Origin of the sequence: Actinoplanes italicus, assembly GCF_003001815.1 — a bacterium.
Taxonomy (GTDB): Bacteria; Actinomycetota; Actinomycetes; order Mycobacteriales; family Micromonosporaceae; genus Actinoplanes; species Actinoplanes italicus.
Genome location: NZ_PVMZ01000001.1, coordinates 740,647 through 754,548, shown reverse-complemented (window position 1 = coordinate 754,548; position 13,902 = coordinate 740,647). Strand labels below are relative to the sequence as shown.

The following is a 13,902-nucleotide window of genomic DNA, read 5'->3' as shown; positions in this document are numbered from 1 at the left end:
GATCAACTTCCTTCGGAGGGTCAACCTCGATGCGTTCTTACATACGCAGCGTGGATGACGCCGGACGCCTCCTCCCCGTACCGAGAACCCCTGCGGTTCTCCGTGCGCTGGGTGCTGCCGTCCTGGCGACCACGCTCGGTCTCAGCCTCACCGGCCCCGTCTCCGCTGCGACGGACGTCCCGTTCATCAGCGAGATCCACTACGACAACACGGGCACTGACAGCGGCGAGGCCGTTGAGATCGAGGCCCCGGTCGGGTACGACCTGAGCGGCTGGCAGCTCTACCTCTACAACGGCAACGGCGGCGCCACCTACACGCCGATCACCACGCTCAGCGGTGTCGTCTCGGCATCCGGTGTGCAGACGTACGCCATCAGCGGCCTGCAGAACGGCGCGCCGGACGGCCTCGCCCTGGTGAAGCCGGACGGTACGGTCGCCGAGTTCCTCAGCTACGAGGGCGCGTTCACCGCGACCAACGGCCCCGCGGCCGGCGCCACGAGCGTCGACATCGGAGTGTCCGAGCCGGACACCACTCCGGCCGGTCAGTCGCTGCAGAAGGTCGACGGCGTCTGGCAGGCGCCGAAGGCGAGCACCTTCGGCACGCTGAACAGCGCTACCACCCCGGAGGAGCCCGAGGAGCCGGAGCCCGGTACCGGCTGCACCACCGCGGTGACCCACACGATCGCCCAGGTGCAGGGCACCGGCACGGCGACCGGCCTGGCCGGCTCGATCGTCACCGTCGAGGGCGTCGTCACCGCAGACCACCGCACCGGCGGTTACAACGGCGTCTACATCCAGACGGCCGGCAGCGGCGGCGACCGCCCGGTCACCGCGGGCACCGCGTCGGACGGCATCTTCGTCTACCTGACCTCGAACACCGCGAACCACCCGGTGGTGGCGGTCGGAGACACGATCCGGGTCACCGGCACGGTCAGCGAGTTCAACGCGCTCACCCAGATCACCATCGGTGCGAAGGCCGACGTCCAGGTCTGCTCGACCGGAACGACCCTGCCCGCCCCGGTGCCGCTGGCCCTGCCGCTGAGCGACGAGGCGCGGGAGGCCGCCGAGGGCATGCTGGTCGCCCCGGTCGGCACATTCACCGTCTCGGACGTCTACAACACCAACCGGTACGGCGAGATCATCCTGGCCGCAGGCAGCGCCCCGGCCCGGATCCCGACCGACGTGGCTCGGCCCGGCAGTGACGCGGCCCTGCAGCTGAAGGCCGCCAACAAGGCCGGCCGGATCCTGCTCGACGACGGCAAGACCACCAACCTGGCGTCGGCCGGCATCGCCCCGCCGTACATCTCCAAGGCCGAGCCCACGCGGGTCGGCGACACCGTGGAGAAGTTCGGCGCGAGCGTGCTGAGCTACGGCTTCAGCGAGTGGCGCCTGCAGCCGTCGGCCCCGGTCGACGCGACCACCCCGGCGATCTCGCGCACCACGTTCAAGGCCACCAACGCGCGGACCGCCGCGCCGGCGAACGTCGGCGGTGACATCAAGGTCGCCAGCTTCAACGTGTTGAACTACTTCGTCCACTTCGGTGGCGAGGCGCGCGGCGCGACCGACGAGGCCGCCAAGGAGAAGCAGGAAGCGAAGATCGTCTCGGCGATCAGCGCCCTGGACGCCGACGTCGTCGCGCTCATGGAGATCGAGAACTCGGTCCGCTTCGAGGCCGTCGAGACCCAGCTGGCGCTCAAGACGCTGGTCGGCGAGCTCAACGCGGTCGACGGCGCGGGCACCTGGGACTACGTCCGCTCGCCCGCCGAGCTGCCGGCTCCGGAGCAGCAGGACGTCATCACCAGCGCGATCATCTACAAGCCGGCCGCGGCCACGCCGAAGGGCGCGTCGAAGTCGATCAACGACGAGACGGTCTGGGGCAACGCCCGCGAGCCGATCGCGCAGACCTTCACCTCGGGCAGCATCGACTTCACCGTGGTGGCGAACCACTTCAAGTCGAAGAGCGCCTCGGTCACCCCGACCGGCGACAACGTCGACACCGGTGACGGGCAGGGTGCCTACAACGGCGACCGGATCCGGCAGGCGAACTCGCTGGCGACCTTCGTCGAGGGCCTCGGCACCGACAAGGTGATCCTGCTGGGCGACTTCAACGCGTACGGCCAGGAGGACCCGCTCAAGGTCCTCTACGACAAGGGCTACAGCGACGCGCACAACACGTTCGCGCCGGACAAGTCCTCGTACGTCTTCGGCGGCGAGTCCGGCTCGCTGGACCACGCCCTGGTCACCGGCGAGTTCGCGAAGCGGATCACCGGTGTCGACATCTGGAACATCAACTCGGTCGAGTCGTTCGCCTTCGAGTACGACGGCTTCGCGCCGTTCTACGAGGACGGCCCGTTCCGTTCCAGCGACCACGACCCGGTCGTCGTGGGCCTGGAGACCGGGCTGGGCGGCCCGGTGAACCTGCAGCTGCTCAACATCAACGACTTCCACGGCCGGCTCGAGTCGCCGTCCACCGTCAACGGCCAGGCCGTCGGTGGCGCCGCTCAGCTCGTCGGGCTGGTCGACCAGCTGCGGGCCGCGAACCCGAACACCGCCTGGATCTCGGCCGGTGACAACATCGGCGCCTCCACGTTCATCTCAGCGATCGACAAGGACAACCCGACGATCGACGCGCTGAACGCGGGTGGCCTGGCCGTCTCCGCGGTCGGCAACCACGAGTTCGACCTGGGCTACGCCGACCTGGCCGGCCGGGTCACCGAGCGGGCGGACTTCCCGTTGCTGGGTGCGAACGTCTACAAGACGGACGGTCAGCGTGCGCTGCCCGCCTTCCACGTGCAGACGCTGGGCGGCGTCAAGGTCGGCTACATCGGTGTCGTCACCGAGCAGACCAAGTCGCTGGTCAACCCGGACGGCGTCCGCGAGATCGAGTTCCGCGACCCGATCGCCGAGGCGAACACCCTGGCCGCACAGCTCTCCGACGGCAACACCGCCAACGGCGAGGCCGACGTGCTGGTGCTCCTCGCCCACGAGGGTGCCGCCAGCGACAACATCACCTCGGCCGAGGCGCTGCAGGCGGACCCGGTCTTCGGGCCGTTCACCAAGGTGAGCGCCGAGATCGACGCCATCGTCAGCGGTCACACCCACCAGCCGTACGCCTTCCAGGTCCCGGTTCCCGGTGTGCCCGGCAAGACCCGCCCGGTCGTCCAGGCAGAGGACTACGGCGAAAAGCTCGGCAAGATCGGCCTGACCTACGACCCGGCCACCGGTGAGGTCACCGCCTCCACCGCCGAGCTGCTCACGGTCGCCGGTCATCCGTCGAACACCGCCGTCGCCGGCATCGTGGCCGCTGCCAAGGCCAACGCCACCGAGCTGGGCAAGGCCGAGCTCGGCAAGGTCACCGCGGACATTCTGCGGGCGTACACCAGCACCGGCGCCGAGAACCGTGGCGCCGAGTCGGTCCTCGGCAACTTCATCGCCGACGCGCAGCTGGACCAGACCAAGGACGCGGGTCGTGGCGGCGCTCAGATCGCCTTCATGAACCCGGGTGGTCTGCGGGCCGACATCAAGTACGGCACCGACGGTACGGTCACCTACTCGCAGGCCTTCGCGGTCCAGCCGTTCTCCAACGACGTGGTGACGCGGACCCTGACCGGCAAGCAGATCAAGGGCGCGCTGGAGGAGCAGTGGCAGCCGGCCGGTGCGGCGCGGCCGTACCTGCACCTGGGCGTCTCGAAGGGTTTCACCTACTCCTTCGACGCGAGCCAGCCGCAGGGCAGCCGCATCATCCCGTCGTCGATCAAGCTGAACGGGGTCGTCATCGACCCGGACGGCACATACCGGGTGACGACGAACTCGTTCCTCGCCGGTGGCGGGGACAACTTCCCGTCGCTGGTCAGCAAGATCGGCGTGGTCACCACCGGTGACAACGACCTGACCATGCTGGTGAACTACTTCGCCCAGAACACCCCGATCACCGCCGACCCGGCGCCGCGGGCCACCGCGGGCAAGCTGGACGCCGCCGCCCCGACGGGCACCTACGCCCTGAACACGGCCGCGATCTGGCCGGGCCAGGCGGTGACGCTGACCGAGTCCGCACTCGACGACGACGTCAGCGACAACGCGAAGATCGTCCGGGTCGTCAACTGGGGTGACGGCAGCGCCGCACAGACACTGGCGGCCGGTACGACCTCCGCGACGCACACCTACGCCGCGGCGGGCAGCTTCAAGGTGACCGTCACGCTGACCGACGAGGTCGGCAACAGCGGTGCGGCAGCCTTCGACGGGGCGTCCACGGTCGTGGTGGCGGCGCAGGCCGGCACTTACCGGCTGGACAAGAACGCGATCTGGGCGTCGCAGTCGGTCGCCCTCACCCCGGCCGGCGTCACCGGCGCCACCGAGCTGACGGTGAACTGGGGCGACGGCACCTCTGTCGAGGCCCCGGCGACCGGGTCGGTGTCGCACGTCTACACCAAGGCGGGGATCTTCCAGGTCAAGGTCACCCCGTCGAACCCGGCGGGCGCCGGTAAGACGGTCGCCGTCGGCTACGTCGTCGTGGTGCCGGACTGCATCGCTCCGGAGATCCGGCTGAACGAGCCGCGTGACGAGGAGTACGCCTCGGCGTGGAAGACGCTGACCGGCTCGGCGTTCGACCTGGGTGTCGGTGTCGACGCCGCGAAGGCCAAGGTCGTCCAGGAGCGGAGCGGCAAGTGGTACTACTACGCCGCCGGCAAGTGGACCAAGGCGAGCTCGGAGCGGGACGCCGAGGCCAAGGCCGCGGTGCTCAGCGGCGCGCCGGACGCCAAGGGCGGCTGGAGCATCGCCCTGACCGGTGTCGAGAAGGGCAAGCTGCAGATCAGCTACTGGGCTGAGGACAAGGTCGGCAACGACTCCAAGGTCCGGGTGCACATCGCCCGCGTCACCAGGTAACAACAGCAGCTAGGAGGGGCCCTCGCCGTCCGGCGGGGGCCCTTTCGTGTGTGTTCAGATCAATACAATCCATTGACGTACGTTGACTCACCCGCTCGTGGCAAGCGAGGGTATCGCATACATCTCCCATAGATCTGAAGGGTATGCGATGCTCGCCAAGAGAGCCGGTGCGGCGCTGCTCAGCGCCGTCGCCGTGACCGCGATCGGCACGGCCGCGCCCGCCGCGGCCGTCACCGCCACCAACTCCGTGCTGGCCTGGTACGACACCACGGCCGCCGCGGTCGCCGCCGGTGGAGCGGCCACCCAGGTGACCAACAGCCGCACCTGGGCGATCGGCTGGCTCGCCGCCGCCCGGGCGCAGAACGGCTCCCGGAACGCCGCCTACCAGCGCGCCGCCCTCGCCGGCGCGGTCCACCAGACCCTGATCGCGCTGACCCCGTCCCAGGCCGGCGCCGTCGACACCGCGCTCGCCAACGACCTGGCCGGCATCCCGGACGGGCACGCCAAGGCCCGGGGTCTGGTCGCCGGCCGTGAGGCGGCGACCCGCCTGCTCGCCGAGCGGACCGGCGACGGCCTCGACACGGCCTCGGTGAACACGCCGTACCCGGTCCCGGCCGCTGCGCCCGGCATCTGGCAGCCCACCCCGCCCGCGTTCGCGCCCGCAACCCAGTACGGCAACCGTGTGGCCCGGCCGTTCGCCCTGCGCAGCGCCGGCCAGTTCCGTCCGGCTCCGCCGCCGGCCCTCGGTTCGGCCCGTCAGCAGCGCGACCTCGCCGAGGTCAAGGCGTACGGCGCCGCGACCAGCACGGTCCGCACCCAGGCGCAGACCGACACCGCCACGTTCTGGCTCGGCTCGTCGTTCGTGCTCTACACCCCGATCCTGCGGGCCGCCGTCGAGCAGTCGCGCGGCTCGCTGGCCGATCGGGTCCGGCTCGTCGCCCTGTTCCATGTGGCCTCGGTGGACACTCAGATCGCCACGTCCGATGCCAAGTACGCCTACCAGTTGTGGCGTCCGGTGACGGCGATCCGGGCCGGCGGCGACGCGGACTGGCTGCCGCTGCACACCACCCCGGCGCACCCGGACTACCCGAGCGGGCACAACACCTACTCCGGTTCGGCCGAGCAGATCCTGACCGCGCTGTTCGGACCGAGAGCGCGTAGCCCGTACACCATTCCCAGCCCGAGCGCCCCCGGTGTGACGCGCACCTACACCGACTGGAAGGTGCCGAGTCTGGAGAACGTGGACGCCCGCGTCTGGTCCGGCATCCACACCCGTGCCGCGGACGAGGCCGGTATCGAACTCGGCAAGGACGTGGCCCGCAACACGCTCCGCAACGCCCGCGCACTGATTGCCGGATAACGTTTCGGTCAGTAATACGGCCGGCGCCCGCGCGTCGGCCGTACTACGTGGTGTAACCGGTATCTTGATCACCGGCGGACCGCGGGGAGGACGTATGGACGCTCGGCCGAATCGATCTACTTGGATTGTTTTCTTCGTCGGACTCGCGGTTCTCGTTCTCGGTTTGGTCCTTTTTGTCAGTGCTGACACCGGGTGTGGTGCCACTGAGGTGCGCGCGGGCAATCAGTGTGTGACCTACGGTGATGGTGGTGGTGTCACTCGCGCGATCGGTGAACAGAGCACCCACCCGGCCGCGCTGCCCGGGATCGTCCTCGGCGGTCTGCTGGCCGCGGCCGCCGCGTGGCTGCTGTTCTTCGCCGACCGCTCGGTCCGTCCGGCGACCGGGGTCGGAGACCGGATCGAACTGGCCCGGCGGCACGGCTGGCGGTTCCTCGACGTCGACCCCGGCCTGCTCGCCGACTGGGGCGACAATCCCGACTTCGACGCCGGCCAGCCGGCGTACGCGGTGCTGCGTGGTTTCCTCGACGACCTGGAGTTCGTGGTCTTCGACTTCCGCCGGCCGGGCACCGGCGCGACCGGCACGGCCTGGATCGTCTACCTGCCGCAGCCGTCGTGGTCGTTCGTCGAGTGGGCGACGACCCAGCAGCCGCTGTACCGCCGCCCGCTCCACAAGGTCGGGGTCCGCCCCGACGCGATCGTCGACATCGGTCGTGAGCAGCACCGCTCCACCGAGCCGGACGCGGTCCTGCGTCAGGTCCGCGCCCTGGCAGGGATCGTCCGCCGGTTCGAGTCTCAGGCCGCGGCCAGCTCCTGAACCTCCGCCGGCGGCTCCTCCTGGCGGATGGTCAGCGACGAACCCTCGACGTCCACGTCCGGCAGCAGCCGGTCGAGCCAGCGGGGCAGCCACCAGGCGGATCGTCCGAGCAGGCTGAGCACGGCCGGGACGATGGTCATGCGGACGAGGAAGGCGTCGACGGCGACGCCGAAGGCCAGGGCGAAGCCGAGGCTCTTGATGATGGTGTCGTCGGCGAGGATGAATCCGGCGAAGACGCTCATCATGATGAGGGCGGCGGCGGTGACCACCCGGGCACCGTGGCGCATGCCGCTGATGATGGCGGGGTTCGGTTCGGCGCCGTGGACGAACTCCTCGCGGGTGCGGGTGACGAGGAAGACCTCGTAGTCCATGGCGAGGCCGAACAGGATCCCGATCAGGAAGATCGGCATGATGCTCACGATCGGCCCGGTCGACTCCAGTCCGATCAGTCCCGCGAGGTGCCCGTTCTGGAACACCGCGACCAGCGCGCCGAAGGCCGCGGCCACCGAGAGCAGAAATCCGACGGTCGCCTTGATCGGTACCAGGATGCTGCGGAACACGAGCATGAGCAGGACGAACGCGAGGCCGACGACGATCGCCAGGTACGGGATCAGGGCCGAGGTGAGCCTGTCGGACACATCGATGTTGATAGCCGTGGTGCCGGTGACGGCGAGCGACGCGATACCGAGCGCACGGATGTCGTGCACGAGCTGCTTGGTCGCCTCACTGGTCGGCGCGCTGGCCGGGATGACGGTCAGCATCGCGGTGTCCCCCGAGGGTGCGACCACCGGCGGCGTGACCATGACGACGTCGGAGAGCCCGCTCACGGCCTGCTGGGCGGCGGCGGCCACACCGGCGTCGGCGACCAGGATCAGCGGTCCGTTGAAACCCGGACCAAAACCAAGGGCGAGTTGGTCGTACGCCCTGCGCTGCGTCGAATCGACGGCGGCGGTGCTGTCGTCCGGCAGGGCGAGGCGAAGATCCGTGGCGGGGATCGCGACCGCGCCGATCACGCCGAGCGAGACGACCAGGGCCACCCAGCGGTGCCGCAGCACACCTCGCGCCCAGCGCTCGCCGAACGGAGCCCCCGGCTTGCGCGCGGGCCGGGGGTACAGCCGCCGACCGGCGAAACCGAGAACGGCGGGCACGAAAGTGAGTGTCACCAGCACCGCGACGGCGACCGTGCCGGCCGCGGCCAGGCCCATGGCGGTCAGGAACGGGATGCCGGTGACCGACAGGGCGGCCAGCGCGATGACCACGGTCAGCCCGGCGAACACAACCGCCGACCCGGCCGTGCCGACCGCGCGACCGGCGGCCTCCTCGTCGTCGTGCTCGGCCAGCTCGTGCCGGTAGCGCGAGACCACGAACAGCGCGTAGTCGATCCCGACCGCCAGGCCCAGCATGGTGGCCAGCGCCGACGTCGACGAGGACAGGTCGAAGAAACCGGTCGCGATCTGGATGGCGAGCATCCCGGCGCCCACGCCGATCATGGCGGTGAGCAGCGGCAGGCCGGCCGCGACCAGGGAGCCGAAGGTGATCACCAGGACCAGGGCGGCGACCGCGATGCCGATCGTCTCGGCGGCGTGACTCTCCTCGTTGTTCCGGGTCGCCTCACCGGAGAACGCGACACCGACACCCTCGCCGGCCTCGACCGCGAGCAGGGCGTCGCGGGAGGCGGTCGTGACGTCGCCGGCCGCGACCGAGTAGGAGACCGCCGCGTACGCGGTCCGCTGATCGGCCGAGAACACCGGATCCGCCACGGCGGCGACCTGCGGGATCCTCTTCAGCTCGGCGACAACACCGGCCAGGCCGTCCGCTGTCATGGCCGTACCGCTGGTGAAGACCACCTTGGCCTCGGCGCCGCCGGACCCGCTGCCGAACTTCTCGGCGAGAACATCGAGCGCCCGCGAGGACTCGCTGCCCGGAATCGTGAACTCGCCCGTGGTCGGCCCGGACAGGGTCGCCGACCCCACGCCGAGCAGGGCCAGAACGGTCATCCAGATCGCGAGGGTGAACCGGCGGCGCCGGAACGAGAACCGGCCCAGCCGGTACAGCAGGGTCGCCACTGGTGTCTCCTCCTGAGGACGCCGGATCTACCGAGCTGTCCCATCGGACGAAACACGTGGAGGATGAGGGCCTCAGGAGTGACGGTAAGCGCGCTCAGCCCGCTGCCGGCGCAACCGGTAGACGGCTGTGGACAGCGTGATCACGGCCCAGGTCGCGACGATCGAGGTGGCGATCCACCAGCCGACCACACCGAGAACGACAGCGGTGACAGTTATCACAGCAGCGAGGATGAACAGTGGCAGCGGAGGGCGACCGGTCGGTGACACGCTGAAGTTTCCGCCGCCCATGCGGGCCGCGAAGTCGGGGTCGTCGCGCCTGAGCTGGCGTTCGAGCTGAGCAAGCCGCCGGGTGTCCTCTTTGCTGAGCATGTCCGCCACCTTCCGGTCCGCCTCGCCGGTGAAGCAGTGATCGAGAGCGATCTCGATCACAGTCCCCATTGTTACCGCTGGGTTGCCGCTGTGATACAGCCCTGTGTGCCGATTTTTCGGTCCGTTCCGTTCCGGACACCAAGACCTGTAGAAATCCCTCGACATGGGGTACAACGGATCGGTTGATCAGCGATGACGGCGCTACATGAAGTAGCGATTCGGTAGCTCAGGGTTGCAAATTGGTGCGGGCCCTGTGGGTCCGAATCGGACCCACAGGGCGGCCCGTCTCTACACGGCGCGGCGCTTGGCGGCGGCCGCGGCCAGCCTCTCCAAGACGCTCACCGTCGCGTCCCAGCCCATGCAGGCATCGGTGACCGACTGGCCGTACGTCAGCTCGCCGCCCAGATCCTGCCGGCCCGGCTCCAGGAAACTCTCCAGCATCACGCCACTGATCGCCCGGTTGCCGGACTCCATCTGCTGCGCGATGTCCTCGGCCACGATCGGCTGCCGGTTGTGGTCCTTGCTGCTGTTGCCGTGCGAGCAGTCGATCACCAGACGCTCGGGCAGGCCCGCCTTGCGCAGCAGCGCCAGCGACGACTCGACTTCCTCGGCGCTGTAGTTCGGCTTGCCGCCGCCGCCGCGCAGCACCAGGTGGCAGTCCGGGTTGCCGGCCGTGTGCAGGATCGCCGGGGTGCCCGAGTAGTCGATGCCGGGGAAGACGTGTTTCGCCTCGGCGGCCTGGATGGCGTCGACCGCGGTCGCGACGCTGCCGTCGGGGCGGTTCTTCATGCCGATCGGCATCGACAGGCCGGACGACAGCTGACGGTGGACCTGCGACTCGACGGTCCGGGCACCGATCGCGCCCCAGGCCACCGTGTCGGCGATGTACTGCGGGGTGATCGGGTCGAGGAACTCCACGGCCACCGGCAGGCCCCGCTGGACGACCTCGAGCAGCAGCTTGCGGGCGATCCGCAGGCCGGTGCCGACGTCACCCGAGCCGTCCAGGGCCGGGTCCATGATCAGGCCCTTCCAGCCGACCGTGGAGCGCGGCTTCTCGAAGTACACCCGCATCACGATCAGCAGGTCCTCGCTGAGCCGTTCGGCCTCGAGTTTCAGGCGGTCGGCGTATTCACCGGCGGCCTCGGGATCGTGCACGGAACACGGTCCGACGACCACGATCAGGCGCTGATCTCGGCCGTTCAGCACGTCCTCGACCTGCTTACGGCCGGCCAGCACGGTGTCGTGCAATTCGGAGGTCAGGGGCAGCTCGTGGTGGAGCAGGGCCGGGCTCATCAGCGGTACGACCTTCTCGATCCGCTGGTCACGGACGCGCTGCACCTCTGGGGCGGTCATGGCGATTTCTCTCCTTCGACCGGCCCTGGGTCAGAGCCGGTTTGCTCGGGGCAAACAAAAAGGCAGCGACGTCGTCGCTGCCTCAGCCGGCTCTGGCGGGTGTCTCAGGTCATGCGGTCATGGCCGAGGCACCGGCGGGAGCCGGCCTCGTAAACCAATAGAACGACCAAGACGGAGACATGCCCGCCAGCATAGCGACTTCAGCCGACCGGATGCAGCATCTGCGGCCGCTGTTCAGCTGTTGGGACGACGGGCGGCGGGCCGAGGGGGAGCATCACGGTGAAAACGGTCTGGCCGGGACGGCTCTGCACGCCCACCTTGCCGCGGTGTGACGTGACGACGGCGTGCACGATCGACAGTCCGAGACCGGTGCTGCCGGCCGCCCGCGAACGGGAGCTGTCCCCACGGGAGAAACGCTCGAAGATCCGCGGCACCACGTCCGGCTGGATGCCCGGACCGTTGTCGATCACCTGGATCACCGCGGCGTTCGGCACGGCACCCACCTTGACCGTCACGGTCGAACCCTCCGGGGTGTGGGTCCGCGCGTTGGCCAGCAGGTTCGCCACCACCTGATGCAGGCGGGCGCCGTCGCCGATCACGGTGACCGGCTCGTCCGGCAGATCCAGCTGCCAGTAGTGGCCCGGTCCGGCGGCGTGCGCGTCACTGGTGGCGTCGACGGCGAGCATCGTGAGGTCGACCGGGTCCTGGGCGAGGGGGCGGCCGGCGTCCAGGCGGGCCAGCAGCAGCAGGTCCTCGACCAGAGCGGTCATCCGCTTGGCTTCCGACTCGACCCGGTTCAGGACATGCGAGATCTCATCCGGTACGGGCTGACGGCTGCGGCGACTGAGCTCGGCGTACCCGCGAATCGCGGCCAGAGGGGTGCGCAGCTCGTGGCTGGCGTCCGCGACGAACTGGCGTACCTGCATCTCGGACGCGTGCCGGGCCTCCAGAGCGTTGCCGACGTGGTCGAGCATCCGGTTCAGGGCGGCGCCGACCTGGCCGACCTCGGTGCGCGGGTCGGTGTCGGACTCGGGTACCCGCTGCGCGAGCCGGACCTCCCCGGCGTCGAGCTTCAGCTCGGACACCCGCGTCGCGGTCGCCGCGACCCGATCGAGAGGCTTGAGCGTACGGCGGACGATGAGCGCTCCACCCCAACCCGCGATCAGCAGAGACCCGACGATCACGCACCCGGTGAACGCCGCCACCGTGACCAGCGTGGAGTTGACCTCGTCCAGCGGGAGCCCGATGTACTGGATGCCGCCGTCGGACTTCATCGTGGCCATCACCCGGTACTGGGGGAGATCGCCGCCGAGGTTGACGTCGGCCGCGGCGCCGTTCTTCGGTACCTCGCTGCGTATCGCCTCGATGGCGGTGGCGGTGAGTCCTTCGAAGTCGTTGTCCGGCGAGCCCTGCGTTCCCACCACCCGGAAGCCCGTGATGGTGCCGTCACCGGTCACCGAGATCATGATCGAGTTCTCGCGGAGGCTGCTCGGCGGCTTGTTGCCGTTCGAGCTGTTGCCGTTCGGGATGTTGTCGGGCTTGTCGAGCGGGGGGTATCCCTTGCCTCCGAATCCCCGCAACCTGTTCGACAGTTCCACCAGATCGGCGTCGATCTGCTGGTGCAGCGATTTGTAGAGGTAAAGCTCGGCAGTGCCGCCGACGACCAGGCCCAGTACGGTGAGCAGGCTGATCATGATGGCGACGATCCGGGTGCGCAGCGGCCAGCTCGCGGGGCTGCGCCAGCGAGCGGGACGCTGGGGTCGGGTCGTGGCGGCGGAACGCATGAGTCAGTCGGCCGGCTTCAGGACATAGCCGGCACCCCGCATGGTGTGGATCATCGGCGCGCGGCCGGCGTCGATCTTCTTGCGCAGGTACGAGATGTACAGCTCGACCACGTTCGCCTGCCCTCCGAAGTCGTAGTTCCAGACGCGGTCCAGGATCTGCGGCTTGCTGAGCACCCGCCGCGGGTTGCGCATGAGGTAGCGGAGCAGCTCGAACTCGGTCGCGGTCAGCGTGATCAGGTCACCGCTGCGGCGCACCTCGTGCGAGTCCTCGTCGAGGGTCAGGTCACCGACGACGAGCTGCGACTCGGTACGCATCGGCGCATGCCCCATCCGCCGCATCAGACCGCGCAGGCGGGCCACCACCTCTTCCAGGCTGAACGGCTTGGTCACGTAGTCGTCGCCGCCCGCGGTGAGTCCGGTGATCCGGTCCTCGACCGAGTCCTTGGCGGTGAGGAACAGGACCGGCACCTCGGGGGACTCGCCGCGCAGCCGGCGCAGCACCTCGAGGCCGTCGATGTCGGGCAGCATCATGTCGAGGACGACGGCGTCGGGGCGGAAGTCGCGCGCGGTCCGGACGGCGGTCATGCCGTCGCCGGCGCTGCGCACGTCCCACCCCTCGTAGCGCAGGGCCATCGAGAGCAGTTCGGCCAGTGTGGGTTCGTCGTCCACCACGAGCACCCGGACCGGGGTGCCGTCGGGCCGCCGGAGCTCGGTGCCGGGTTCTGCGTTCGCCATCGTCATGCCCCCACTGTGGTGCCTGACGCTCAGCGCCGGCTTTCCGTTTCCTGTGTACCAGCTGTGACCCGAAGGTCATTCCCGGCTGTGTCGTACCGCTGTCTCGACGCCGTCTGAGACAGCGGTACGACACAGCTGGGTCACGGGCTCCGCAGATGACCGGACGTCATGGTCTTCGGCACGGTGAATGAGATCCATGAGGATCCCGGCGGACGGAGTGGCGCGGGCAACCGTACTGACAAAAGCGACATACTGCACTTATGGTTCTTGGGCGCCGACTCGTGGCGGTGTTCGCCGCGCTCGTCCTGTCATTGATACTCCCCGCCGCGTCGTCGGTGCGGGGCGACCGATCCGAGCCGGGCAGGCCCGAGAGCGCCGCCGGCCCGCACGAACTGCCCGGAGCCGGATTGAGCCCGATGCTGCTCGCCGCGATCGGCGGCTACCTGCTGACGGGCGGCCTGGCTCTGCTCCTGCTCCGCCGCTGAGCCCCGGGGGGATCTTCACCCGTTTGTCGAGCAACCTCGATCCGCGGAACACT

The 13,902-nt window shown here is 69.4% G+C and carries 9 protein-coding genes; 4 read left to right on the top strand and 5 right to left on the bottom strand.

Going from position 1 to position 13,902, the window contains the following annotated elements; all coding sequences use genetic code 11:
• The first annotated feature begins 29 nt into the window (after positions 1-29).
• The 3 genes from CLV67_RS03660 to CLV67_RS03650 all read left to right on the top strand — a co-directional run bounded on the left by CLV67_RS03660 (position 30) and on the right by CLV67_RS03650 (position 7,057).
• The gene (locus CLV67_RS03660; RefSeq protein ID WP_106315642.1) at positions 30-4,883 is read left to right on the top strand and encodes an ExeM/NucH family extracellular endonuclease; all 4,854 of its coding nucleotides are present in this window, start codon (positions 30-32) and stop codon (positions 4,881-4,883) included.
• Positions 4,884-5,031: 148 nt separating this feature from the next.
• Positions 5,032-6,243, top strand: coding sequence for a vanadium-dependent haloperoxidase (locus CLV67_RS03655; protein ID WP_106315641.1), 1,212 nt, complete (start codon positions 5,032-5,034; stop codon positions 6,241-6,243).
• Between the two features lie 229 nt (positions 6,244-6,472).
• The gene (locus tag CLV67_RS03650; RefSeq protein ID WP_106315640.1) at positions 6,473-7,057 is read left to right on the top strand and encodes a hypothetical protein; all 585 of its coding nucleotides are present in this window, start codon (positions 6,473-6,475) and stop codon (positions 7,055-7,057) included.
• Here the strand turns inward: CLV67_RS03650 and CLV67_RS03645 are convergent.
• The 5 genes from CLV67_RS03645 to CLV67_RS03625 form a co-directional block, all read right to left on the bottom strand.
• On the bottom strand, positions 7,036-9,123 hold the full coding sequence (locus tag CLV67_RS03645; protein ID WP_106315639.1) for an MMPL family transporter: 2,088 nt from the start codon (positions 9,121-9,123) through the stop codon (positions 7,036-7,038). The genes CLV67_RS03650 and CLV67_RS03645 overlap by 22 nt on opposite strands.
• 72 nt (positions 9,124-9,195) lie before the next feature.
• Positions 9,196-9,552 carry a DUF3040 domain-containing protein gene (locus CLV67_RS03640; RefSeq protein WP_239166648.1) on the bottom strand — a complete coding sequence of 119 codons (357 nt, stop codon included), beginning with the start codon at positions 9,550-9,552 and terminating at the stop codon, positions 9,196-9,198.
• Positions 9,553-9,780: 228 nt separating this feature from the next.
• A complete protein-coding gene (locus CLV67_RS03635) occupies positions 9,781-10,845 on the bottom strand; it encodes a 3-deoxy-7-phosphoheptulonate synthase (protein ID WP_106315638.1) in 1,065 nt (354 codons plus the stop codon).
• 200 nt (positions 10,846-11,045) lie between these two features.
• On the bottom strand, positions 11,046-12,629 hold the full coding sequence (locus CLV67_RS03630; protein ID WP_106315637.1) for a sensor histidine kinase: 1,584 nt from the start codon (positions 12,627-12,629) through the stop codon (positions 11,046-11,048).
• Positions 12,630-12,632: 3 nt separating this feature from the next.
• Positions 12,633-13,370 (bottom strand): response regulator transcription factor, encoded by a 738-nt coding sequence (locus CLV67_RS03625; protein ID WP_106315636.1) that lies wholly within the window; start codon positions 13,368-13,370, stop codon positions 12,633-12,635.
• A gap of 254 nt (positions 13,371-13,624) precedes the next feature.
• On the opposite strand from CLV67_RS03625, the gene CLV67_RS03620 reads away from it, so the two are divergent.
• Positions 13,625-13,849 (top strand): hypothetical protein, encoded by a 225-nt coding sequence (locus CLV67_RS03620; protein ID WP_146168978.1) that lies wholly within the window; start codon positions 13,625-13,627, stop codon positions 13,847-13,849.
• Positions 13,850-13,902: the final 53 nt, after the last annotated feature.

Excerpts from the sequence above, each read along its gene's own strand:
- CLV67_RS03660 (WP_106315642.1), top strand. The coding sequence starts at position 30 with ATGCGTTCTTACATACGCAGCGTGGATGACGCCGGACGCCTCCTCCCC.
- CLV67_RS03655 (WP_106315641.1), top strand. The coding sequence starts at position 5,032 with ATGCTCGCCAAGAGAGCCGGTGCGGCGCTGCTCAGCGCCGTCGCCGTG.
- CLV67_RS03635 (WP_106315638.1), bottom strand. The coding sequence starts at position 10,845 with ATGACCGCCCCAGAGGTGCAGCGCGTCCGTGACCAGCGGATCGAGAAG.
- CLV67_RS03630 (WP_106315637.1), bottom strand. The coding sequence starts at position 12,629 with ATGCGTTCCGCCGCCACGACCCGACCCCAGCGTCCCGCTCGCTGGCGC.
- CLV67_RS03625 (WP_106315636.1), bottom strand. The coding sequence starts at position 13,370 with ATGACGATGGCGAACGCAGAACCCGGCACCGAGCTCCGGCGGCCCGAC.
- CLV67_RS03620 (WP_146168978.1), top strand. The coding sequence starts at position 13,625 with ATGGTTCTTGGGCGCCGACTCGTGGCGGTGTTCGCCGCGCTCGTCCTG.